Origin of the sequence: Stenotrophomonas forensis, from assembly GCF_028752115.1 — a bacterium.
GTDB lineage: Bacteria > Pseudomonadota > Gammaproteobacteria > Xanthomonadales > Xanthomonadaceae > Stenotrophomonas > Stenotrophomonas forensis.
Window position 1 is genome coordinate 2,603,345 of record NZ_CP082270.1, and the last position, 23,657, is coordinate 2,627,001.

A 23,657-nucleotide genomic window follows, 5' to 3' on the forward strand; every position below is an offset into this window, starting at 1 on the left:
GATGAACCCCAAAGGCAAGAGCATCGGACGCCAGATCACGCTGTCCATCACCGTCGCCTCGCTGTGTTCGACGGTGCTGTCGATCAGCGGCTTCTACCTGTTCTACTACCTGATGGAAGTGTTCTATCCGCGCTGGTATGACCAGCCGGAAACCATCATGCCGTCCGGCCTGGAATGGCTGTGGATCGGCCTGACCGCCAGCGTGGTCGTCATCTTCGCTACGCTGGTCGCCTCGCGCCTGACCCGGCGCATCATCACCCCGTTGAATTCGGTGGCCGAGAGCCTGCGCCGGGTGGCCAGCGGCGATCTGGACGCGCGTGCACGCGGCGGTGATACCACCATGGCTGAAGCGGCCACGCTGGTCAGCGATTTCAACTCGATGGCCGAGCGCCTCAGCCGCATGTCCGAGAACCGGGTGTTCTGGAATGCAGCAATCGCGCACGAACTGCGTACGCCGATGACCATCCTGCGCGGCCGCCTGCAGGGCATCGCCGAGGGCGTGTTCGAACCGGGGCCGGAACAGTTCAACAGCATGCTCACCCAGCTGGAGGGCCTGACCCGCATCATCGAGGACCTGCGCGTGGTCAGCCTGGCCCAGAGCGGCCACCTGGACCTGCGGCTGCAACGCAGCGATGTCAGCGTGCAGGTGGCGGCGGTGGTCGAAGCCATGTCCGAGGCACTCACCGAAAGTGGCTTCTCGGTGACACTGGAGGCGCGTCCGGCACTGGCCGATTGTGATCCGGCGCGCATCCGCCAGGCGGTGCTGGCGTTGCTGGAAAACGCACGCCGCCATGCCATTCCCTGCCCGCTGCGGGTGCGCGTCATCCTGGCCGAAGGGCATTGCACCGTGGCCGTGGAAGACGGCGGTCCTGGTGTTCCGGATGAACTGCGCGACAGCATCTTCGAAGCGTTCCAGCGCACCGACGTCTCACGTTCACGGCAGAGCGGTGGCTCCGGGTTGGGCCTGGCCGTGGTGCGGGCGATTGCCGTGGCCCATCACGGAACGGCGCGATGCCGCGCGACCGAGCGTGGCGGTAGTGCATTCGAACTGCGCTGGCCGGTGCACGCGCGGCGGTGAAGCCCTCGTAGCGGCCCACCCTGGTGGGCACCACGCCCTCCGCTGAACACCGCGGTTGTCTCCACGCGATCTCCATCGTCCCTCCATGCCCGCTCCAAACGGCTGCCGATACTGGGCATGACCGGGCAGATGGCAGGCATCCATCCCCTGCCCTGTCTCCGTCCCCTCCAGGCATCCCGATGAAACACCCCCACGATCCGGCGGCGGCCGCCGGCAGCATCGGCCAGCAGAATGCGGCCGCCACCCTCAAAGCGATCCTGCGCACCTACCCCTGGCAGCTCACCGGTACGTTCTCGCTGGTCGCGCTGGAGAACGCGCTGCTGCTGGCCTACCCCCTGTTTGCCGGCTTCGCGGTGGACGCGATCATCCGCGGCGACATCGGCCACGCCATCTCCTATGCCGGCGTGGTGCTGTTGTTCTGGCTGGTCGGTGCCGCCCGCCGTGCGGTGGATACGCGCACCTTCACCCGCATCTATGCCGACCTGGCAGTGAATGTGGTGCAGGCACAGCGGCGTCTCGGCCACGCTACCTCCACCTCCGCCGCACGCGTGGTGCTGGCGCGCGAGTTCGTCGACTTCTTCGAGAAGCACGTGCCAATCATCGCCACCGCGCTGGTGTCGATGTTCGGCGCGGCCGCGATGCTGCTGGCGATCGAACCCGTAGTGGGCGCTGCAAGCCTGGTCGCCCTGCTGGGCGCACTGTTGCTGCTGCCGTCATTCGCGCGCCGCAACGAGCAGCTGCATGGGCGCCTGAACAACCGGCTGGAACATGAAATCCGCCTGGTCGACCGGGTCAGCCCCTCGGTGCTGCGCCGTCACTACACCACGCTGTCGCGACTGCGCATCCTGTTGTCCGACCGCGAAGCGGGCGCCTTCGTGGTGGTCGGCGCAGCCGCCGCGGTGCTGTTCGCGCTGACCATCGGCCGCCTCGCCACCACCGACGGGGTGACCCCGGGCCATGTGTACGCAGTGATGACCTACCTGTGGACGTTCGTCGGCAGCCTGGATGATGCGCCGTCGATGGTGGACCAGCTGGCGCGCTTGAAGGACATCGGTCGTCGGGTCAGCCCGGGCATGGAGGATGCGGAGCATGACCGGTAGCTGCCCACCTGGAATGAGCGTTACCCAGGGGCTGCCATGCGCCCGCACATCGCCAATGCTCCGATGATCAATGCTTCCATGCTGCGGTCGAACTCGGCCTGCTGTGCCTTCCGATCCAAGGTCCGGCGCGTGGTATCCACCAGCGCATGCCGGGAATACACGGTGTCGGCCAGCGCCACGGCGTGATAGCCCACGGTCGACAGCAGCCATGCCGCCTGTTCCAGCGGCAGGCCATGCACGCGACTGAATTCGGCATGGTGGCGCTGGATGCGCGCCAGCATCTCCGGCGTCTTCGCGCCGTGGCTGACCAGGAACGGGGCCAGGCCCGGATTGTCATCCACCAGCGCCCGCAATGAGCGCTGGAACGCACGCAGATCCTCCACGATGCTGCGCTGCCCAGCGGCATCCAGCGCCGGTGCCTGCCAACGCTCGAAGATCGCCTCGGCCACCAGCTCGCGCAGTGCCGCCAGATTCGCCACATGCTTGTACAGCGCGATATGGCTGACACCCAGTGCCGCCGCCACGCCGACGAAGCTCAGCCCCGGCAGCGTCATGGCAATGCCGGCGTCGGCGATGCGCTCGCGGGTGATGCTGGGCGGTCGCCCACGGGAGGCGGTTTTTTTTGGTGCAGCCATGCGGTAAGGGTTCCTTCGTGATGCGCGGGCAAGGCCTGTCATGGTGGTCCGCCGCCACGCAGTGGTCAACGCGTCGCGTGTCCTTCGGACAGGCCCGGGTTGCAGCGCGATCAATTTAGTTTACTATGATGTAACTAATTCGCATCTGCAGTGTCCAGGATCGTTGTCGATGTCCGCGTCCCCCACTTCAATCACCCCGGCCGGGCGGCTGCGCAGCGCCGACCATGATCGCGGCCTGCAGGCGCTGCAGGTCCAGGTGGTCGCGGTCGTGCAGCCGTGTGCCAGCCTGCTGCGCCTTCTGGTCCAGCTGCCGGAACACGCAGAACTTGCGCCATGGCAGCGTGCCAACATCGCGGTGCGCATCCAGCTGGGCGCCGGGTTCGGCGATGTGTCACGGATCTACACCGTGCGCAGCGTCGATGCCGCCGCCCGCCAGTTCACTCTCGACGTAGTGCTGCACGAGGCGCCGGGGCCGATGCTGGCGTGGGTACGTGCGCTGCGCCCCGGTGATGCCTTCGATCTGACCGGGCCGCGCCCCCATCTGCAGGTGCCGCAGCGCGAAGGCACCTGCGCCCTGCTGTTCGCAGACCAGAGCGCCATCCCAGCCCTGTTTGCCCTGCTGCAGCAGTGGCCTGTCGGTCAGCGTGCGCGGGCCTGGGTCAGCTCGGAGGATGCTTTCCCGGTAGACGAGCTGCCGCACCTCGACGGTGTCTGCGTGCATCGCCTTGCCACCGGTGACGCGCCCTTGCTGCAGCAGGCGCGCCAACAGCAGCCGCCGCCTGGCAGCACGGTCTGGGCGGCCGGGGAGCGCGAGGAAATGCGCGCCCTGCGCCGCCACTTCATCGAAACGGTCGGCCTGCCACGCACCGATGTTGCCGTTGCCGGCTACTGGAAGCGTGGCGAGACCACCACCGAAACCGACCAGCGTCGCCGCCGCAACTACGAGCGCGTGCTGGCACGCGGCGGTGGCCTGCAGGACCTCGACGACCTTGCCGACGATATCTGATCCACACGGCAGCATCCGCGCCACGCGCGTCGTTCCACCCAGCCACAGATCGCCCACGCACCTCGCGTGCAGCACTGCCCCAGCGGCAGCGCCGTGCCCTCTGCCAGCCATTCCACAGCCCGCGTCGCCCTGCCCCTGCAGGTCATCGACGGCGCCGTGCTGGCCGATCGCACGACCCACCACACGAGAACCGCCATGTCCCTCCCCCTGCGAACCCTGCCCCTCCCACGCCGCTCCGCGCTGTCCGTGGCCGCACGTGCAGCGTTGCTGCCCACCCTGTTGATCGCCATCGCCGCCCACGCCAACGATGCACCCGATGGCGCCCGCCAGTTGCCCACCGTGAACGTGCGCGCCGACAAGACCGCACCCACCGATGCCTATGCGGGTGGACAGGTCACGCGCGGCAGCCGCGTCGGCCTGCTCGGCGAGCTCGACTTCATGGACACGCCGTTCAACACCACCCGCTACACCGCCGAATTCATCGACAACATCCAGGCGCCGGACCTGGTACGGGTGATCGCGCTGACCGACCCCAGCGTCTACAGCAGTGGGTCCAGTGGTGGCATCACCGACTACTTCAACATCCGCGGTTTCGGTGTCGCCTCGTCGGATATCGGATTCGGTGGCCTCTACGGGCTGATTCCCTACTACCGCGTCACCCCGGAGCTGGCCGAGAGCATCGAGGTGCTGAAGGGCCCGTCCGCGCTGCTCAACGGCATGCCGCCGGGCGGCTCGGTGGGCGGTGCGGTGAACCTGGTGCCCAAGCGTGCTGGCGACACGCCGTTGACCCGCTTCACTGCCAGTTATGGCAGCGACACGCAGTGGGGCGGTCATCTGGATGTCGGCCGCCGCTTTGGCGCGGGCAAGCAGTTCGGCGTGCGCCTCAATGCCGTGCACCGCGACGGCGACACCGCCACCGACCACCAGCAGCACAAGACGCAGCTGGCCTCGCTCGGCCTGGACTGGCGTGGTGAGCGCTCGCAGGTGTCGCTGGACCTGCTCAGCAGCCGCGACCATGTGGATGGCCTCAACCGTGGCGTGTCGCTGTCGCCCGGCCTGGCGGTGCCCCGACCGCCGAAGGCCAGCACCCTGTTCGCACCGGACTGGACCTTCAGCACCGTCAAGGACCAGGCCGCCGCGCTGCGCTGGTCGTTCGACATCAACCACCACCTGCAGGCGCATGCCAGTTACGGGCACGGCCACACCGATTTCGACTCCATCGCCAGCGCCACCACGCTGATCACCAACGCAGCCGGCGACTTCCGCAACAACTTCGCCCACCAGCGCTTCATCTACAGCAAGGACACCGCCGAAGCCGGCCTCTCGGCACGGTTCCGCACCGGTGCGGTCGATCATGCATTGGCGATCAGTGCAGCGTGGTACCAGCACGACCAGAAATTCGGCTTCAAGCGCAACCTGCTGGCCAGGGATTGGGTGACCAACATCTACAACCCGCAGTGGGGCCCGGCCATTGATCGAAGCTTCAGTGATGCGTCGCTGCCGAAGACCGCGGAAGTGCGCACCACCAGCGTGGGCATCGCCGATACGCTGTCCTTCATCGATGATCGCGTACAGCTGACCTTGGGCATCCGTCACCAGACCGTACTCAGCGATACCTTCGATGGCAGCACCGGCAAGCGCACTGCACGCTACGACGCCAGCGCCAATACTCCGGCCGGTGCACTGCTGTTCAAGGCCAACGATCGCCTGTCGCTGTATGCCAACTACATCGAAGGCCTGAGCCAGGGCAGCACCGCCCCGGCCACCGCCGCCAACGCTGGCGACGTGTTCCCGCCGTACAAGACGCGCCAGCGCGAGGTCGGTGCCAAGGTTGACTTCGGTCGCCTGGCCAGTGTGCTGAGCGTGTACGAGATCGAGAAGCCCGGCGCCTACACCGACCCGGCCACCAACGTGTTCTCGTTCGGGGGCCAGCAACGCAACCGTGGCGTGGAATGGACCGTGTTCGGCCAGGCCAGCGAACAGCTGCGCGTGCTCGGCGGCATCGGCTGGCTGCAGCCGAAGCTGACCCGCACCCAGGGCGGCATCAACCAGGGCCGCCTGGCCACCGCCACCCCGCAGTGGCAGGGCAAGCTGGGCGTGGAATGGGATGTGCCCGCCGTGGCCGGCCTCACCCTCACCGGCAATGCAGTCAGCCTGTCCAAGGGCTACATCAACGCAGACAACAGCCAGTGGGTGGCGGGCCGCACCGTGTTCGACCTCGGTGCCCGCTACGCGCTGCAGGCCGCCGGTCGCCCGCTGGTGCTGCGTGCCACCGTGCAGAACCTCACCAACAAAGCGTACTGGGCCGGCAGCCTTGGCTCCGGGCTGGGCACGCCGCGCACCGCCCTGCTGTCGGCCACCGTCGATTTCTGATGCCTGATACACGAGCGCCCCGCCATCGCGCAGGGCGCCCCGGAGAACTGATGTGAGCGTTTCCCGTACCGCTTCCGTGCTGGCCTGGCTGCCGCTGGTCTCACGTATCCTCGCCGCGCTGTTCGGTGGCTATGCCTTGGCTGCGCTGTGCAGCATCGCCGCACTGGCGCTGCCCATCGATGGCCGCCAGGCCGTGTTCAGCGGCATGCTTGCCAGCTTCCTGCTGTATGCCGGCGCCGTGGTCTGGGTGTTCGCAGTGCGCTCGGCATGGCGTGCGTGGCTGGGCCTGGTCATGACCGCGTTGCCGCTGTGGTTGATCGCACAAACGGTTGGCGACGGAGGCGGGGCATGAGCCAGGTCGATCGCTCCCCGAAGCCACGCGGTATCCGCCAGACCATGTCCGACCTGCATACCTGGGTAGGGCTGCTGGCCGGCTGGATCCTGTACGCGATGTTCCTCACCGGCACCGCCAGCTACTTCCGCGACGAGCTCTCGCGCTACACCCGCCCGGAGATCGCCACACCGTCTACGTTGCCGGACGCGGCTGCGGTCGCGCAGCGTACCGTCACGGCGATCATGGCCGACACGCCTGCAGCCAGCCAGATCAACCTCAGCCTGCCCAGCCAGCGCATGCCATGGGTGTCGGCGATGTGGGCCAGCCCGGGCGGACGCGGCCGCCACGGTTTCGACTCGGGCCTGTTCGATGCCAGCACCGGTGCACCGCTGCAGGCCCGCGATACGGGTGGCGGCGACTTCTTCTACGCCTTCCACTTCAACCTGCACTACATGCCGGCCATGTGGGGCCGCTGGATCGTCGGCCTGTGTGCGATGTTCATGCTGGTGGCCATCGTCAGCGGCGTGATCACCCACAAGAAGATCTTCGCCGACTTCTTCACCTTCCGCTGGGGCAAGGGCCAGCGCTCGTGGCTGGACGGTCACGCCGCGGTCTCGGTGCTCGGCCTGCCCTTCCATTTCATGATCACCTGGAGCGGGCTGGTGATGCTGGCGGTGCTGTACATGCCGTGGGGCCTGGCCAAACTGCCGGACAAACGCCAGCAGGCCGAAGTGATCAGCGAGATGCGCCTGTTCCTGCCGCCGCAGAAGCCAGCAGGCCACCCTGCCCCGCTCACCGACGTCGGTGCGCTGGTGCAACAGGCCGAGCAGCGCTGGGGCACTGGCGCTGCAGGCAGCGTGCAGGTACAGAATCCCGGCGACGAGAACGCACGCGTGGCCGTGGTGCGCGCGCAGTCCAGCCGTGTTTCCACCACCCCGAACTACCTGCTGTTCGACGGCAGCGATGGGCAGCTGCTGCAGATCAAGGAACACTCAGGCGTCGCCGCCGATACCCAGGGCGTGCTGTATGGCCTGCACCTGGGCCGCTTCGCCGATGCCACCCTGCGCTGGTTGTACTTCATCGTCAGCCTGGCCGGCACCGCCATGGTCGGCACTGGGCTTGTGCTGTGGACGGTCAAGCGACGCGCGCAGCTGCCCGATCCGCAACGGCCCTACTTCGGTTTCCGCCTGGTCGAGCGGCTCAACATCGCCACCGTCGCCGGGCTGTCGGTGGCGATGGCCGCCTACCTGTGGGCCAACCGCCTGCTGCCGGTCGCCATGGACAGCCGCGCGGCCTGGGAGATGCATCTGTTCTTCCTGGCCTGGGCGGCCATGTTCGTGCACGCCGCGCTGCGTACAGCGAAGCGCGCGTGGATCGAACAGTTTCTGCTGGCGGCACTGCTGCTGGCGCTGTTGCCAGTACTGACTGCGATGACCACCTCGCACCCACTGTGGCACGCGCTGGCGATGGGCGATTGGGCGTTTGCCGGGACCGACCTGACCCTGCTGGCATTGGCCGCCCTGCACTCGTTACTGGCTTGGCGCACCTGGCGGCATGCGCCAAAGGCGAAGCGCGCAAGGCCGTCTGCAGCGTCACGCAATGCGGTACCGGAGGCCGGCGCATGATCCACCTCATTCTCTTCGTGTTGTCAGTAGCGGCGTTCGCCTGCCTTGCGCTTTCGATGGAACGCCATCAGCGGGACGTGGTGCGTCGCGTGCTGAGCGCGCAGGCGACCCAGCAGCTGCGGGCCATGGGGTGGGCGCTGCTGGTGTTCAGCACCGTATTCGCAATGCGCGGGCTGGGGGTGGGATCTGGTCTGGCCGCACTATCCGGCCACACCAGCGTGGCCGCCGGCGTAGTGGTGTTGGCGATGGTGGCGCATGCACGACGGTATCGGTAGATGCCCACCAGACTAGTTTGGAATTGCTTCGGTAGGTGCCCACCTTGGTGGGCACGAATGCCCGGACGCTACAGGAACGCGGCCATACGCTGCAGCTCGTCGTCCAGCGCGCCTCGAAACACCTTGTCGCGTGCCAACGACCTGCCGGCATAGCCCACGCTCGATGCCAGTTCACCGTCGCGTACGCTGAGATTGGCCCAGCCCACCACCTGGTCGTGCCACAGCACCGGCAGTGCGTAATAGCCGTACTGGCGCTTCGGCGCAGGCGTGTAGGCTTCGAACTTGTAGACCCACGCCCACAGCAGCTCGAAGCGGCGGCGGTCCCACACCACCGGGTCGAACGGGGCCAGCAGGCGCACCTGTTCGTCCGGTGCATGGCGGCGCGAGCGCGGATTCTCATCCGCCGGCCAGTACCAGGTGGTGCCTTCCAGCGTGCAGCTGGCCAGCTGCTGCTTGGCCAGCGCCAACGCCTTGCGGGTCTGCTCGGCCAGATGCGGTGCGCCGTAGCCCAGCAGGCGCACCAGGTAGGTCAGGCTGGCCGAGGGCAACGGCGCGTACTTGCGCACCACCAGGTCGATCAGGGCGGCGGCGCGTTCAATCTGCGCCTGTTCGCTGGCATCGGCTTCGCTGTGGTCGGCCACCGCATAGATACGCGTGCCGCTGTCACGACGCTGCACACGCAGCAGGCCGCGGTAGTGCATGCCATCCAGCAGATGGGTGCTGGCATTGCTGGTGCCACCCCAGTAGTTGGTCACCCGGCCGTGCGCGAAGGCCTGGTCCACCTCACGTGGATGCACGCTGCCACGCTCGCGCACGAAGGCCAGCACGTCCGCCGCGCGTCGCTGGGTTTCGGCGTCCCACGCGCGTTTGGACACCCGTGGATGCATCAGCGCCAGATGCTCGCGCGGCAGGAAGCCGTAGTTCACCAGGCAATCCTCCTCCACCGGCAGGCGCGCATAGCGCCGCTCCAGATCCCCTGCGCGATAGTCCTTCACCCGATGGCGCAGGGTCAGATCCTGCGCGCGTGCCGGCGCACGGATCGGGTCGGCCTGCACGAAGCCGAGGCGGCGGATCGCACTCAGCAGCGTGGTGGGTTTGAACAACGTGCGCGCCACCGCGTAGCGGCGCAGATCATCGAGGGTGGGCGTGGCAGGCATGGTCGCATTGTAGATCCACGCCATGCGTGGATGGGGCCGTGGCGAACCGTGCAACGGCATCCACGCATGGCGTGGATCTAGCGAAGCTGCAGCACCTCCAGCGAACCGATCACCAGCGCACGCATCCCCTGCCTGAACTCGGTGATCACCTGCCCCTCTTCGTCATCGGCAATCGCGTAGATCGTGTCGGCACCTGCAATGCAGTAGAACGCAATCGTGGCCAGCAGCCAGCGCGCCTTGTCCAGCGGCAGGCCGAACACTTCGGCCACATGCGCCTGGTGCGAGGCGATCTTGTCCAGCATCGGCGCGGTCGCCACCGCGCGGCGCAGCAGGTACGGCGGCAGCCCGGGGTGGGCCTTCACCACTTCGCACAGCGATGCCACGAAACCCATCAGATAGGCCTCCAGCCCACCCGGTGCGTCGGCCGAGGCGCGCGGAATCTGCCAGCGCTGGAACACGGTATCGGCTACCAGCCGCTTCAGCGCCTCCAGATTGGCCACACGCTTGTAGAGCGCGGCTTGGGTCACCGCCAGTTCGGCGGCCACGTTGGCCATGGTCAGGTTCGGCAGGCCCAGCTTGATGCCGATGTCGGCCAGGCGATCGGGGGTGATGGTGGGCGGGCGGCCACGGGCCGGCGCCGGGATCTCGGTGTGCATGTTCATACCGTAGTGAGCGTGCCAGCAAATGGACCCTCTTGTCCGCACCCTGCAATTTAGTTTACTTTACTCAACTAATTCGGAATGCGTCTGGTTCGCAATCACGACGCACGCCGGAATCGAGCCCGTGGCTCACTTCCCGCCAGGTCCCCACCCAGCCGACAACCCTGCGCTGCGCCCTCTCCCCGTGCTTGCCGATGGCAGCGCGCCAGGCGCGTTCGCACCTGCGATTCACAGGAATCTGGCATGACCGTGCAGTTCGTTCGTTCTTCGATCCTTCGTCCGGCCGGGGGTGGTTCCCGCGTGTCGATGCATCTGCCGGGCGCTGCCCGGCGCTACCGCGTGTCGGCCCTGGCGCTGGGCCTGCTGGCCTCGTTCGCTGCGCTGGCGGACTCGGCGCCGTCCACCCTGCCCTCGGTCCAGGTGCAGGAACAGCGCCGGGTAACCGGCGACTATGCCGGCGGCCAGGTAGCCTCCGGCAACCGCGTCGGCCTGCTCGGCGACAAGGACTTCATGGACACGCCGTTCAGCACCGTCAGCTATACCGAGGCGTTCATCCGCGACCGCCAGGCCAGGGACCTGACCGACGTCATCGCGGCGACCGACCCCACGGTGTTCAGCAACGGCGTGACCGGTTCGTGGAGCGAGAACTATTCGATCCGCGGCTTTGCCTCCAGCACCAGCGACACCACCTTCAACGGCCTCAGCGGCATGGCGCCGTACTACCGCACCTCGCCGGAGATGTTCGAGCGCATCGAGGTGTTGAAGGGCCCGTCCGCACTGCTCAACGGCATGCCGCCGGGCGGCTCGGTTGGCGGCAGCGTCAACCTGGTGCCCAAGCGCGCGGGCGAACAGCCGCTGCTGCGGGTCAGCGCCAACTTCGCTTCCGATGCGCAGTTCGGCACGCACGTGGATCTCGGCCGCCGGCTGGGCGCCGACAAGCAGTTCGGCATCCGCTTCAACGGTGCCTACCGTGATGGCGACGGCGCCGTGGGCAAGCAGAGCAAGAAGGTGCAGCTGGGTGCGCTGGCACTGGACTGGCGCGGCGAGCGCGCGCGCCTCTCCGCCGATCTGTACAGCGCCGACGACCGCGTCGACGGCCCGGCCCGTGGTGTTGGCCTGGCACCAGGCGTGGCTATTCCGCGGCCGCCGCGCGGCGATACCCTGATCAACCCGGACTGGGCCTACGTCGACAGCCGTGACAAGGGCGCAATGCTGCGCGGCGAGCTGGACATCAATGACAACCTGATGGCCTACCTGGCCTATGGCACCAGCAAGACCGACTACCGCTACAACGGTTCGATCAGCGCGCAGGTGCTGAACCCGGCCGGCGACTTCACCACGGTGATCGGCCAGCTCGCGTTCGATATCAAGAAACAGTCCGGTGATGCCGGCCTGCGTGGCAACTTCCACACCGGCAGCGTCGGCCACCAGTGGGCCGCCAACGCAACCCACTACCAGCACACCCAGAACGACTACGGCCGCCGCAGCGTGCCTGGCTGGGACTGGACCACCAACCTGTACCGCCCGGTGTGGGGCCCGGCGGCGCCGTTCGTGGCACCGCACATCTCGCATACCGAGCTGAAGCTGGACAGCATCGGCTTCGCCGATACGCTGTCCTTCGCCGATGACCGCGTGCAGCTGACCGTGGGCGTGCGCCGCCAGCAGGTGCTGAGCGAGACCTTCAGCGTGGCCACCGGTGCACGCACCTCGCGCTATGACGAGAGTGCCACCACCCCGGCCTTCGCCCTGCTGGTGAAGGCCACCGACAAGGTCTCGGTCTACACCAACTACATCGAGGGCCTGAGCCAGGGTGCCACCGCGCCGATGACCGCCGCCAATGCCGGTGATGTGTTCGCCCCATTCCGTACCAAGCAGAAAGAGCTGGGCCTGAAGCTGGACCTCGGCCGCTTCGCGCACACGTTTGCCGTGTATGAGATCAAGCGGCCGAGCAGCTACACCGACCCGGTCACGAATATCTTCTCGTTCGGTGGCGAGCAGCGGAACCGCGGCGTGGAATGGGGCTTCTTCGGCGCACCGCTGGATGGCCTGCGCCTGATGGGCGGCGTGGCCTACGTGCAACCCAAGCTGACCCGCACCGCAGGCGGCGTGAATGAAGGCCGCATTGCTACCGCTGTGGCACAGCGCCAGGCCAAGCTGGGCGTGGAATGGGATGTGCCGGCGCTGGAGGGCTTGACCCTGACCGGCAACGCCACCGCGATGTCGAAGCAGTACATCAGTGCCGACAACCGCCTGTCGGTGCCGGGACGCACGTTGTTCGACGTGGGGGCGCGCTACAGCACCACGCTGGCCGGCCGCCCGCTGGCATTGCGGGCCAGTGTTAACAACGTGACCAACAAGGCGTACTGGGGCATGCCGTTGTTGTCGAGCCTGGCACTGGGCGCGCCGCGCACCGTGTTGCTATCGGCGACGATGGATTTCTGAAAGGCATCCACGCATGGCGTGGATCTACTGTGGAGCCGAGCCATGCTCGGCTCCGATTCGCAACTGGCCACCGGCATCGATACGCCATGCCCTCGCCGCTGCATCTTACAACGATGCGTCCAGATCGCGGCGATAGTCCTCCAGGCGGGCGCTGAGAGCCAGCTGTAGTGCATCCAACGCCCCATCGCTGGCGCTCGCACCTTGGCGCAACACACTCTCGATCTCGCCGCACTGCTCGGCCAGCGCCTGCTCGCCCATCATCTGCAATGCCCCCTTGAATCCGTGCACACGCTCCAGAAGCGCTGCAGTGTCCACGTTGGCGCGTGCATCGAGGATGGCCTGAAGATCCTGGTCGCCGGTATCAACAAAAATCCGGCGGATGCCTGCCGGAATGTCGCGAGGCACCGGCACCGCAGCGGCCCCGCCTCCCGCTGCTGGCCGCGTACGTGGTCCGCTGGAGCGTTGGTGCGGGCCAGGGCAACCTCAAGCCGGTCCAGGTTGAAAGGCTTCAGCAACAGATCATCGATGCCGGCAGCAAGGCAGCGCTCGCGTTCACTGGCCAGCGCCGTGGCGGTGATCGCCAGGATCGGCAGCGACTGGCCGCGCTGACGCAGGTCACGGGCCAGGGCATAGCCATCCATCACCGGCATGTTGATGTCGGTCAGCACCGCACGGTAGTGACCGTCCTTCCACAGTTCCAACGCCTCCGCACCATTGCCGGCAGCGTCCACGGCGAAACCGATCTCCTCCAGTTGCTGCTGGATCAGCTCGCGGTTCACCGCGTTGTCCTCCACCAGCAGTACGCGCCCGCGGGCGGCCGTTGCTCGTACAGGCTTCACCACCGCCACGTGGCCCCCCGCTCTTTCGCCGGGTGCCAGTGCCTCAAGCACGGCCTCGCTGGCGTAGCTGCTGACTTCGATGCGGTCGCCGCGGGTTTCCGCGCTGAGCGGGCCCTGTGCATGGGCATGCACGGTGCGCGCGTAGCCCTGCATCAGCTGCTGCTCTTCGTCGATGCTCCATGCGCGGTGGTCGCCCACGATCAGCAGCGCATCGCCGCCCTCGTCGTCGTGCTGCGGGCGGTCGAGCACGGCGGCGGTCGCCCCCCACGCGACCAGCAGGCGCTCCATCTCGGCGCGCCATTCCGGCGTGCTCGACAAGACGGTCACCCGCCGGCCGAGCAGCGGTTGCGTGGGCGGCGGCTGCAACGCCTGTACCTGCATCGGCAGCAGCAGGGTGAAGCTGCTGCCAACCCCTTCGGTGCTTTCCACCGACACCTGCCCGCCCATCGCCTGGGCGATCTGCTGGCACAGCGCCAGGCCAAGCCCACTGCCACCGTAGCGACGCGAAACGCTGGCGTCCGCCTGCTGGAACGGCTGGAACAGCTGCGCGGTCTGTTCCGGGTTCATGCCGATGCCGGAGTCGATGACCTGCACGCGCAGCTGAGCACCCTGCCCCGCCGAGTGGTGCAGTTCTGCCCGCAGCAGGATGCGCCCGGATTCGGTGAACTTGACCGCGTTGCCCACCAGGTTGGTGAGGATCTGGCGGATGCGGTGTGCATCGCCCACGCACAGCTGGCCGGCCGCCGCGTCCACGGTGAAGTACAGGCGCACGCCCTTGCGCAGCGCATCGGGTGCGAACAGCAGCGCCACGCCTTCGATCAGCGGGCGCAACGCGAAGGGCACCGGCTCCACATCCAGCTGGCCGGCCTCGATCTTGGAGAAATCCAGCACGTCACTGATGATGCGCATCAGGGCGTCGGCCGAGAACCGGATGCGGTCCAGCCGCTCGCGCTGGCCCGGCTGCAACGGCGAGCGGGCCAGCAGCTCCAGATGGCCCAGCACGCCGTTGAGCGGCGTGCGGATCTCGTGGCTCATGGTGGCTACGAAGGCGGACTTGGCCCGGTTGGCCGCTTCGGCGGATTGGCGTGCCGCCTCGGAATCCTCGCGAGCGCGGCGCAGGTTTTCTTCCAGCTCCACCTGGGCGGTGACGTCGCGCAGTGCGCAGACCCACACCGGCCGTTCGTAATAGGTGGCCTGCGCCATGCTGATCTGCAACTGGGTGGCGGTGCCCGATTCGGCGGGAGACCACTGCAGTTCCAGTACTTCATCGATGCGCGCATTGCGACCCACTTCGGCGAGGCGCAAGTACAGTGGCGGCGACGCGACTTCGCTGGCCGTGCGTACGGTCTCAACCAATTGACGCGCAGCGTCGTTCTGCAACAGCGGCTCACCGCTGTCCCTGGCCAGCAGGACCAGTCCGACCGGTGCCGTCCCGATGATGACCCGGCTCAGCGCCTCACTCTCGTACACCCGCGAAGCATCGGCCAGCGCCGGGGTGAACACACGCCGGTCGATGCGCCGCAGCAGCCACCACAGCAGACTGATGATCAGCAGCGCACTGAGCGCACGGGCCAGCAGGTAGGCGCCCTGGCTGCGCCAGATATCGGACCAGCCGTACACATGGCTCAGGGTCCACTCGACGCCTGGCAGCCCGCTGGCCAGTACGAACGACCCCTGGCTGTACCGTCGCGGCGGCTGTCTCCCTGCGCGCGCCGTGTCGCTTGGCGCGAGCCTCATCAACAGATCCTGCTCCCGGTTGGACAGGCCGCCGGTACTGAGCACCACCTGCCGCTCTGCCGTGCTGACCAGGTAGCGACCCTGCTCGCGCGCTTCCAGCTGAGCCTTTATGTTGCCGACAGATTCAAACACCACGCGCCGGAAGTACGGAGTGGTGCCTTCGGCCAGGGTGACCATGCCGATCAGCGACGGCTGACCGGTGAACGGATTGATGCCATAGCGCGACATCAGGCGCCCCTCGCGCGCGGCTTCACGGATGGGCCCGGGACGCACGGTTGCCTGGCGGAACCGCGGTTCCTCACCCAGCAGCCGCGCGAAGGCCTGCTGGCGGGTCGTTACACCCAGTGCGCGCAGCAACTGGGATTCACCGCTGATGTTGGACACCGCCAGCAGCCGTCCCTGCGGCTCGTAGGCATAGACCAGCAATGGCCCGGAAGCATTCTGTGAAGTGATCGAATCGGCGGTGTAGGCCGAATAGATGTCCACCATGCCCAGGTACGCGGCCAGTTCCTGTTCCGGCAGCGGCTTGTCCTTCAGCCCCAGCACCAGCCAGGGCACCGCAGTACGCCCTTCGGAGCGAACCAGCACTTCTTCGCCCTGCGCGTGGAAGCGGGCGGCCAGTCCGGCACCGGAAGCGGCCAGTCCGGCCCGCTGGTCACGCCACAGCACATCATTACCGTTGATGGAGGTGGCATAGGCGCGATCACGCTGCAGCAGGTAGTATTCGGCGGCGGCACGCGCCTCGTTGAAGGAATGCCTCTCCCGCGCGTGGAACTCCTCGACATCGGCGATGGCACTGACCAGGGCGGTCAGCATTACCAGTGCGGAGATCAGCGCGCCGCCTCCGTACAGCAATCGGCGGCGCAGCTGGCGCAGGTCGTCCAGGCGCGCAGCCACCGCCTGCCTGGCGGGGCCATGCACTACGTCTGAGCCCGCCATGACCGTGATCCCCAGGTGAGTGGCCTACAATTTATCCTATCGGCCCACCCGGCGCCTGCAAGGCAGGCTGGGGCCAACGCCAGCTGCCACGGCGGGAGGTATGCTTGCAGGCCCTGTTTGTGAGACACCCGTCATGCGTACCCTGTACCCGGCCATCGAGCCCTACCGCGAGTTCACCCTTGCGGTGAGCGATCTGCACACCCTGCACATCGAGGAGTGCGGCACGCCGGACGGAATACCGGTGGTGTACCTGCACGGCGGGCCGGGCGCCGGCATTTCGCCGACCCATCGCCGCTTCTTCGACCCGGCGCGCTACCGCATCGTGCTGATCGACCAGCGTGGCAGCGGGCGCTCCACGCCGTTCGGCGAGCTGCGCGACAACACCACGCAGGCGCTGGTGGCCGACATCGAGAAGGTGCGCGAGCATCTGGGCATCGAACGCTGGCTGGTCTACGGCGGCTCCTGGGGCTCAACGCTGTCGTTGGCCTATGCGCAGGCGCATCCCGCGCGTGCGACCGGGCTGATCGTGCGCGGCGTGTTCCTCGGCCGCGAGATCGAAAACCGCTGGTTCGCAGAGGCCAGCGGCGGTGCGCGCTGGATCTTCCCCGAACGCTGGGACCGCTACGAGGCCTATATTCCAGAAGGCGAGCGCGCCGACATGATCGCCGCCTACTGGACGCGCCTGGACAGCGCCGATGAAGCCACCCGCATCGAAGCGGCACAGGCGTGGCTGGGCTGGGAGGACAACGCCGCCACCCTGCAGCACGATGTGGATGCCGTATCCACCGATGATCCGCTGGACACGCTGGCGAAGGCGCGCATCGAAGCGCACTACTTCCGTAACGGCATCTTCCTTGAAGCCAACCAGCTGCTGCGCGATATCGACCGCATCCGCCACCTGCCCGGGGTGATCGTGCAAGGCCGCTACGACATCATCTGCCCGCCGCGCAGTGCCTGGGATCTGGCCAAGGCATGGCCGGAAGCGCGGCTGGAGATGGTGACCTCGGGCCACAGTGCGAACGAACCGGCCACGGTCGACGCGCTGGTACGGGCCACGGATGCATTTGCCGACCAGTTCGGCAAGCGCAGCTGAGCTGCCGCCTCAGCAGGCGACCGTGAACCCCACCGTGGTCAGCCCCTCGTGGCTGGCCACGAACACGTCGCCGCCATGCAGCATGGCGATGGCCTTGACGATCGAAAGCCCAAGGCCGTGGTGGCGTTCGCCCCGGTACTCACGGGCCTGGTCCACGCGGTAGAAGCGCTCGAACAGCAACGGCAGGTGCTCGGCAGCGATGCCGGCGCCCTCGTTCATTACCGCGATGCGCGCGCCCTCGCCTTCGGCCTGCAGCTGCACGCGCACCGCGCTTCCGGGCCGCGCATGCTGCACGGCGTTGTGCAGCAGGTTGGTCAATGCGCGCCGGAACAGCGACGGGTCGATGCGGGCGGTGGCGTCGCCCTCGATGTGCAGGGTCAGCCCGGCATCCTCGAACAACAGCTCGAGGAAGTCGCCTGCGGCCGCCACTTCCTCGGCCAGCGCAACCTGACGGGTCTCCATGGCGATGTCACCCTGCCCGGCACGCGACAGGAACAACATGTCGTTGACGATGGCACGCAGCCGTTCCAGTTCTTCCAGGTTGGACTGCATCACCTCCTGCAGCTCGGCGTTGTCGCGTGGCCGTGACAGCGCCACCTGGGTCTGGCCCATCAGGTTGGCCAGCGGCGTGCGCAACTCATGGGCGACGTCGGCATTGAAGCCGTCCAGGCGGGTGTAGGCCGCTTCCAGCCGGTCCAGCGCGCCATTGAACGCGCTGGTCAGGTGGCCCAGTTCCGCCGGCAGGCCATCGGCCGCCAGGCGCTGCGACAGCCGTTGTGGACTGAGCGAGCGTGCCTCGTCGGAAAGCGCGCGCAGCGGTGCCAGCCCCAGGCGCGCGATCCAGTAGCCTAGCCCGGCCACCAGCAGCACGCCCAGCGCGCCGGCGATCCACAGCGCCCACGCAAAGCGCTGCAATGCGTGGGTGTAGGGCTCCGAATCGATGCCGATCCAAAGATCCACGGCCGGCCGCACCCCCTTGCCAGGCACGTGCTCGTAAAGGGTGCGCAATGGATGCCCGCCTGCCCGCTGCAGCGTCCCCATCCCCGCATCGCCCTTGGCCGGTGGCCGCACCGAAGGACGCTCCGCCCCGATGCGGAAGGTCGGGTCATCACTCCACGCCCAGACCAGGGTGTCGCGGTCACCGGAGATCAGGTTGCCGACCTTGTCGCGCACCTTGCTCCAGCGTTCACGGGTATCGCACATCGCCACGCTGCCGCTGACCGCATGCAGCTTGGTCTGCAGCTCGGCATGCTGGTAGCGCACCACCTGCCGCTCCAGCACGCCGTACACGCCGATGCCCAGCAGGGTGAACACCAGCAGCGCGGCCAGCGCGAACATCGCCGACAGGCGCTGCGCAATCGACATCCTCATCGACCGTCGTCCTCGTCGTCACGCACTTCCAGCACGTAGCCCATGCCGCGCACGGTGTGCAGCAGCTTGCTCGGGTACGGGCCATCGAGCTTGCTGCGCAGCCGCTTGATCGCCACTTCCACCACGTTGGTATTGCTGTCGAAGTTGATGTCCCAGACCTGGGCGGCAATCACCGTCTTGGACAGGATCTGGCCGCGTCGCTGCGCCAGCAACGCCAGAAGCGCGAATTCCTTGCCGGTCAGGTCCAGTCGCGCGCCGTCACGATAGGCGCGTCGTGCCAGCAGGTTCACCTGCAGGTCGCCCACCTGCAGCTCGGTCGGCTCCTGCTGGCGCCCACGCCGCACCAGCGCCTGAAGGCGCGCCAGCAGTTCGATGAACGAGAACGGCTTGACCAGGTAGTCGTCGGCGCCCTGCCCCAGCCCGTGCACGCGATCATCCACGCGGTCACGCGCGGTCAGCATGATCACCGGGGTCTGCTTGCTACGACGCAGTTCGCGCAGCACGTTGAAGCCGTCCATGCCCGGCAGCATCACGTCCAGCACGATCACGTCGTAGTCGAACTCGCGCGCAAGGTGCAGGCCGGTCACGCCGTCCGCGGCCAGATCCACTGCCCAGCCCTGCTCGCCCAACCCGGTGCGCAGGTAATGGGCGGTCTTGCTCTCATCCTCGACGATCAGCAGTTTCATCCGGGCTCCGTCAGCGCGGCGCCTGCCGCTGCCCTGCGCTCACGTCGGCGCTGCAGGAACAGCCGGTCCAGGGCCAGGTAGATCACCGGGGTACTGTACAGGGTCAGCACCTGGCTGATCAGCAGGCCACCCACCACCGCCACGCCCAGTGGCTGGCGCAGCTCCGAGCCGGTACCGAAGCCGATCATCAGCGGGATGGCGCCGAGCAGTGCCGCCAGCGTGGTCATCATGATCGGGCGGAAACGGGTCAGGCAGGCTTCGTGGATGGCCTGCATTGGCGTCAGCCCACGATTGCGCTGCGCATCGAGGGCGAAGTCGACCATCAGGATGCCGTTCTTCTTGACGATGCCGATCAGCAGCACGATGCCGATCAGCGCCATGATCGAGAAATCCAGGCCCCACAGCCACAGCATCAGCACCGCACCGATACCGGCCGAAGGCAGGGTGGACAGGATGGTGAGCGGATGCACGAAACTCTCGTAGAGCACGCCGAGGATGATGTAGACCGCCAGCAATGCGGCCAGGATCAGCATCGGCTGGCTGGCCAGCGACTCCTGGAACGCCTGTGCGGTGCCCTGGAAACGGCCACTGATGCTGGCAGGCATGCCGATCTGCGCCTGTGCCTGCTCGACCAGCGTTACTGCCTCGCCCAGCGAAACTCCCGGCGCCAGGTTGAACGACAGGTTCACCGCCGGCAGCATGCCATTGTGGCTGATCGACAGCGGACCGTTGCCCGGCGGCTGCACCTGCGCCACCGCCGACAACGGAACCATCTGCCCGGTGAGCGGAGAGCGCAGGTGGAAGTAGGACAGCGCATCGACCTGGCCGAGCAGGCCCGGTGCGATCTCCAGGATCACCCGGTACTGGTTGGTGTCGGTCTGGAATTCGTTGATCTGGCGCTGGCCGAAGGCGTCGTAGAGCACCTGGTCGATATCGTTGGCGGTCAGGCCGAAGCGCGCTGCGGCGGTGCGGTCGATCTGCAGCCGGGTGACACTGGCGCCCACCTGCTGGTCGTTGGACACGTCGCGCAGCTGCGGCAGGCCGCGCAGGCGCGTGGTCAGCTGTTCGGCCCAGCGCGACAGTTCGCGGCTGTCCTGCCCGCGCAGGGCGTACTGGTACTGGGTGCGCGACGGCCCGGCACCGAGGTTGATGTCCTGCGCGGCACGCATGTACACGGTGATGCCGGGCACGCTGGCCATCTTCGCGCGCAGGCGGTCGATGAAGGCGTGCACGTCCACGTCGCGGTCGCCACGGTCCCTGAGGATGAACCAGAAACGCCCGTTGGACAGCGTCTGGCTGCCACCGGTCGCGCCCACCGCATGGTTGTAGGCCAGCAGCGCCGGATCTTCGGCGGCGATCTTCGCCAGCTGCTGGTGCTTGGCCGCCATCTCCTCGAAGCCGATGTCCTGTGCCGCTTCGGTGGTGGCAACGACGAACGCGGTGTCCTGCAACGGGAAGAAGCCCTTGGGAATCATCACGTACGACGCCACGGCCACCGCCACGGTGGCGCCGAAGCCGAGCAGTATCAGCCGTGGATGGCCCAGCGCCCATTGCAGGCTGCGGTCGTAGCCGGCCAGCAGGCGCCCGGCCAGCGTGTCCTGGCTGTCCCGATGCGCCGGCATGCGCTTCATCAGGTGCGCGGCCATCATCGGCGCCAGTGTCAGCGAGGCCACGATGGAGATCAGGATGGCCACGGTGATGGTCAGCGCGAACTCGGCGAACAAGCGCCCGACCACGCCGCCCATGAACAGCAGCGGGATGAACGCTGCGATCAATGACAGGCTGATCGATACCACGGTGAAACCAATCTCCTCGGCCCCCTTCAGCGCGGCCTCGATCGGCCCCAATCCGGCCTCCCGATGGCGATGGATGTTCTCCACCACCACGATGGCATCGTCCACCACGAAGCCGACCGCCACCACCAGTGCCACCAGGGTGAGGTTGTTGAGACTGAAACCGGCTACATACATCGCCGCGAAGGTGGCCACCAGCGCCACCACCAGCACCGCGCCGACGATGAGCGTGGCCGACAGCTGGCGCAGGAACAGGCCCATCACCAGCACCACCAGCACGATGGTCAGCACCAGGGTCACTTCCACTTCGTGCAGCGAGGCGCGGATGGTGCGCGTGCGGTCGTTCAGCACGTCCACATCGACGCTGGCCGGCAGGTTCGCACGCAGCTCCGGCAGTGCTGCCAGCACTGCGTCAGTGGTGCGCACGATGTTGGCGCCCGGCTGCCGGCTGATGATCAGGCCCACGCCCGGCTGCCCGTTCGGCCACGCCTGCACGTAGGCGTTCTCGGCACCGTCGACCACCTGCGCGACGTCGCCCAGCGTCACCGGCGAGCCCGCGCGGTAGGCCACCACCAGCTGCCGGTAGTCCTGCGCATCGAACAACTGGTCGTTGGCTTCAAAGGTGGACGTACGCTGCTCGCCCATCAGCGCGCCCTTGGCCTGGTTTAGGCTGGCGTTCTGGGCTACCCCGCGCAGGTCGGACAGGGTCATGCCCATCGCCGCCAGCCGCTCCGGCTGGGCCTGGATGCGGATGGCCGGGCGCTGCTGGCCGACGATGTTGACCTCGGACACGCCACTGATCTGGCTGATCGAACGCGCCAGCCGGCTTTCGGCCAGATCGCTCAGCTCGGTCATCGACATCTGCGCCGACACCACGCTGAGCACCAGGATCGGGCTGTCGGCCGGATTGACCTTGCGCCAGGTCGGCAGGTTCGGCAGGTCGCTGGGCAGGCGCCCGGCGGCGGCATTGATCGCCGCCTGCACTTCCTGTGCGGCGGTATCGATGTTCTTTTCCAGATCGAACTGCAGCGTGATCGAGGTGCTGCCCAGTGCACTGGTGGAGGTCATCTCGATGATGCCTGGCACGCCGGTCAGCTGCGTTTCCAGCGGCGTGGCAACCGCCGACGCCATGGTGTCGGCACTGGCCCCGGGCAGACTGGCATTGACCCGGATGGTGGGGAATTCGGCCTCCGGCAGCGGCGCCACCGGCAGCCGCGGCAGTGCAGCCACGCCGAGCAGCACCACCGCCAGAGTGAGCAGCGTGGTCGCCACCGGGTGCCTGACGAACCAGCTGGACAGCGAGACACGCGCACTCATGGGGCGGCCCCGCCGTTGGCAGCCGGTACGGCCGCTGCCGCGGCTTCAGCGACGACCACACCCGGGCGCAGGCGCGACTGGCCGTCGCGCACGATCACATCGCCCACGCGCAGTTCGCCCTGCACCGCCACCTGCCCGTTCTCGGCCTCGCCGACGCTGACCGGCAGGATTTCCACGCTGCCGTCGCCGAGCACGCGATAGACGAAGCTGCCGTCCACGCCGCGCTGGATGGCCGCCGCCGGCACCACCAGGGCGCCGGTGCTCTGGCCGGTGCGCACGCGCACGCTGACCAGCTGGCCCGGCCACAACCGATCATCGGCATTGGCAAAGCGCGCACGCAGGCGCACGGTGCCGGAGGTTTCCTCCACCTGGTTGTCGATCACCTGCAGGCGGCCTTCGGCCAACAGCAGGCCACCATCCCGGTCCAGCGCCTGCACCGCCACTTCACCGGAGGCCAATGCCCGCCGCAGCTGCGGCAACGCATCCTGCGGCAGTGCGAACACCACCGAGATCGGGTCGGTCTGCTGCACGGTGACCAGCCCCTGGGTATCGGTGGCCCGCACCAGATTGCCTGGATCGACCTGGCGCAGGCCGATGCGGCCGTCCATCGGCGCCAGGATGCGGGTGTACGACAGCTGCACCTGCGCGGCGTCCACCACCGCCTGGTTGCCATGCCCGGTCGCCTGCAGCTGCTGTACCGTCGCGGCCTGTTGTTCAAGCATCTGCCGGGACACCAGCTGATCGCTGGACAGGTGCTGCAGGCGGGCCAGGTCCGAGCGTGCGGCATCCAGCGTGGCGCGGTCACGCACCACTGCGGCCTGCGCGACGCCCAGATCGGCGCGGATCGCGCGATCATCGATGCGCCCCAGCAGCTGTCCCTTGCGCACCTTCTGGCCTTCCTCGAACAGCACCTCGGTGAGCACGCCATCGACCTGCGGCCGCAGCACCGCGCTCTGCAATGACTGCACCGTGCCTACGCCGCTGCGCCAGTGCGCCACATCGCGCTGCTCGACGCGACCGGTGACCACCGGCACCGGTGGCGGGGTGCTGGCGGGCTGCGCGTCACCCCGCGACACGCCATGGAACAGCATCACCAGCGACAGCACCACCAGCAACAGCGCACCCAGTGCAAGGTGGCGGCGACGCATTCGCGCGGACAGGAAGGGAATTCGCATGCGGGGAGTCCATACCGGTGCCG

General features: G+C 67.5%; 18 protein-coding genes. 9 read left to right on the forward strand and 9 right to left on the reverse strand.

Annotated elements, in window-relative coordinates:
* Position 1 precedes the first annotated feature (1 nt).
* Complete coding sequence (locus K5L94_RS12240; RefSeq protein ID WP_274510552.1) at positions 2-1,078, forward strand: ATP-binding protein; 1,077 nt, start codon at positions 2-4, stop codon at positions 1,076-1,078.
* Between the two features lie 179 nt (positions 1,079-1,257).
* Positions 1,258-2,178, forward strand: coding sequence for an ABC transporter six-transmembrane domain-containing protein (locus K5L94_RS12245; RefSeq protein WP_053449842.1), 921 nt, complete (start codon positions 1,258-1,260; stop codon positions 2,176-2,178).
* 20 nt (positions 2,179-2,198) lie between these two features.
* Here K5L94_RS12245 and K5L94_RS12250 read toward each other — a convergent pair whose 3' ends face one another.
* Complete coding sequence (locus K5L94_RS12250) at positions 2,199-2,813, reverse strand: TetR/AcrR family transcriptional regulator (protein ID WP_053449843.1); 615 nt, start codon at positions 2,811-2,813, stop codon at positions 2,199-2,201.
* 169 nt (positions 2,814-2,982) lie between these two features.
* Between K5L94_RS12250 and K5L94_RS12255 the strand changes: the two genes are divergently transcribed.
* The 5 genes from K5L94_RS12255 (at position 2,983) to K5L94_RS12275 (ending at position 8,426) form a co-directional block, all read left to right on the forward strand.
* Positions 2,983-3,819, forward strand: coding sequence for a siderophore-interacting protein (locus tag K5L94_RS12255; protein ID WP_274510553.1), 837 nt, complete (start codon positions 2,983-2,985; stop codon positions 3,817-3,819).
* Positions 3,820-4,014: 195 nt separating this feature from the next.
* The gene (locus K5L94_RS12260) at positions 4,015-6,192 is read left to right on the forward strand and encodes a TonB-dependent receptor (RefSeq protein WP_274510554.1); all 2,178 of its coding nucleotides are present in this window, start codon (positions 4,015-4,017) and stop codon (positions 6,190-6,192) included.
* Positions 6,193-6,244: 52 nt separating this feature from the next.
* Positions 6,245-6,544, forward strand: coding sequence for a DUF3649 domain-containing protein (locus K5L94_RS12265; protein ID WP_133934767.1), 300 nt, complete (start codon positions 6,245-6,247; stop codon positions 6,542-6,544).
* Positions 6,541-8,151: a PepSY-associated TM helix domain-containing protein gene (locus tag K5L94_RS12270; protein ID WP_274510555.1), complete on the forward strand. Its 1,611-nt coding sequence runs from the start codon at positions 6,541-6,543 to the stop codon at positions 8,149-8,151. Before K5L94_RS12265 ends, K5L94_RS12270 begins: the two co-directional genes overlap by 4 nt.
* Positions 8,148-8,426 carry a DUF3325 domain-containing protein gene (locus K5L94_RS12275; protein ID WP_053449847.1) on the forward strand — a complete coding sequence of 93 codons (279 nt, stop codon included), beginning with the start codon at positions 8,148-8,150 and terminating at the stop codon, positions 8,424-8,426. The genes K5L94_RS12270 and K5L94_RS12275 overlap by 4 nt, the downstream gene beginning before the upstream one ends.
* A gap of 68 nt (positions 8,427-8,494) precedes the next feature.
* Here K5L94_RS12275 and K5L94_RS12280 read toward each other — a convergent pair whose 3' ends face one another.
* Positions 8,495-9,607, reverse strand: a complete 1,113-nt coding sequence (locus K5L94_RS12280; protein WP_238581795.1) for a DNA glycosylase AlkZ-like family protein — start codon at positions 9,605-9,607, stop codon at positions 8,495-8,497.
* A 53-nt stretch (positions 9,608-9,660) separates the two neighbouring features.
* The gene (locus tag K5L94_RS12285) at positions 9,661-10,245 is read right to left on the reverse strand and encodes a TetR/AcrR family transcriptional regulator (RefSeq protein ID WP_053449848.1); all 585 of its coding nucleotides are present in this window, start codon (positions 10,243-10,245) and stop codon (positions 9,661-9,663) included.
* A 303-nt stretch (positions 10,246-10,548) separates the two neighbouring features.
* Here K5L94_RS12285 and K5L94_RS12290 point away from each other — a divergent pair, with 303 nt between their 5' ends.
* A complete protein-coding gene (locus K5L94_RS12290) occupies positions 10,549-12,684 on the forward strand; it encodes a TonB-dependent receptor (RefSeq protein ID WP_425507586.1) in 2,136 nt (711 codons plus the stop codon).
* Between the two features lie 105 nt (positions 12,685-12,789).
* Here K5L94_RS12290 and K5L94_RS12295 read toward each other — a convergent pair whose 3' ends face one another.
* Positions 12,790-13,056 carry an Hpt domain-containing protein gene (locus K5L94_RS12295; RefSeq protein WP_274512629.1) on the reverse strand — a complete coding sequence of 89 codons (267 nt, stop codon included), beginning with the start codon at positions 13,054-13,056 and terminating at the stop codon, positions 12,790-12,792.
* Positions 12,942-16,199 carry an ATP-binding protein gene (locus tag K5L94_RS12300; RefSeq protein WP_274510557.1) on the reverse strand — a complete coding sequence of 1,086 codons (3,258 nt, stop codon included), beginning with the start codon at positions 16,197-16,199 and terminating at the stop codon, positions 12,942-12,944. The genes K5L94_RS12295 and K5L94_RS12300 overlap by 115 nt, the downstream gene beginning before the upstream one ends.
* Before the next feature lie 133 nt (positions 16,200-16,332).
* Here K5L94_RS12300 and pip point away from each other — a divergent pair, with 133 nt between their 5' ends.
* A complete protein-coding gene (gene pip, locus K5L94_RS12305) occupies positions 16,333-17,292 on the forward strand; it encodes a prolyl aminopeptidase (RefSeq protein WP_274510558.1) in 960 nt (319 codons plus the stop codon).
* Between the two features lie 9 nt (positions 17,293-17,301).
* Here pip and K5L94_RS12310 read toward each other — a convergent pair whose 3' ends face one another.
* Genes K5L94_RS12310 through K5L94_RS12325 form a run of 4 tightly spaced genes read right to left on the reverse strand, consistent with a single transcriptional unit; the run spans position 17,302 to position 23,634 of the window.
* Positions 17,302-18,663, reverse strand: coding sequence for a heavy metal sensor histidine kinase (locus tag K5L94_RS12310; RefSeq protein ID WP_274510559.1), 1,362 nt, complete (start codon positions 18,661-18,663; stop codon positions 17,302-17,304).
* Positions 18,660-19,349 (reverse strand): heavy metal response regulator transcription factor, encoded by a 690-nt coding sequence (locus tag K5L94_RS12315; RefSeq protein WP_014037326.1) that lies wholly within the window; start codon positions 19,347-19,349, stop codon positions 18,660-18,662. Before K5L94_RS12315 ends, K5L94_RS12310 begins: the two co-directional genes overlap by 4 nt.
* Positions 19,346-22,459, reverse strand: a complete 3,114-nt coding sequence (locus K5L94_RS12320; RefSeq protein ID WP_274510560.1) for a multidrug efflux RND transporter permease subunit — start codon at positions 22,457-22,459, stop codon at positions 19,346-19,348. Before K5L94_RS12320 ends, K5L94_RS12315 begins: the two co-directional genes overlap by 4 nt.
* Positions 22,456-23,634, reverse strand: coding sequence for an efflux RND transporter periplasmic adaptor subunit (locus tag K5L94_RS12325; protein ID WP_274510561.1), 1,179 nt, complete (start codon positions 23,632-23,634; stop codon positions 22,456-22,458). Before K5L94_RS12325 ends, K5L94_RS12320 begins: the two co-directional genes overlap by 4 nt.
* Between the last annotated feature and the right edge of the window lie 23 nt (positions 23,635-23,657).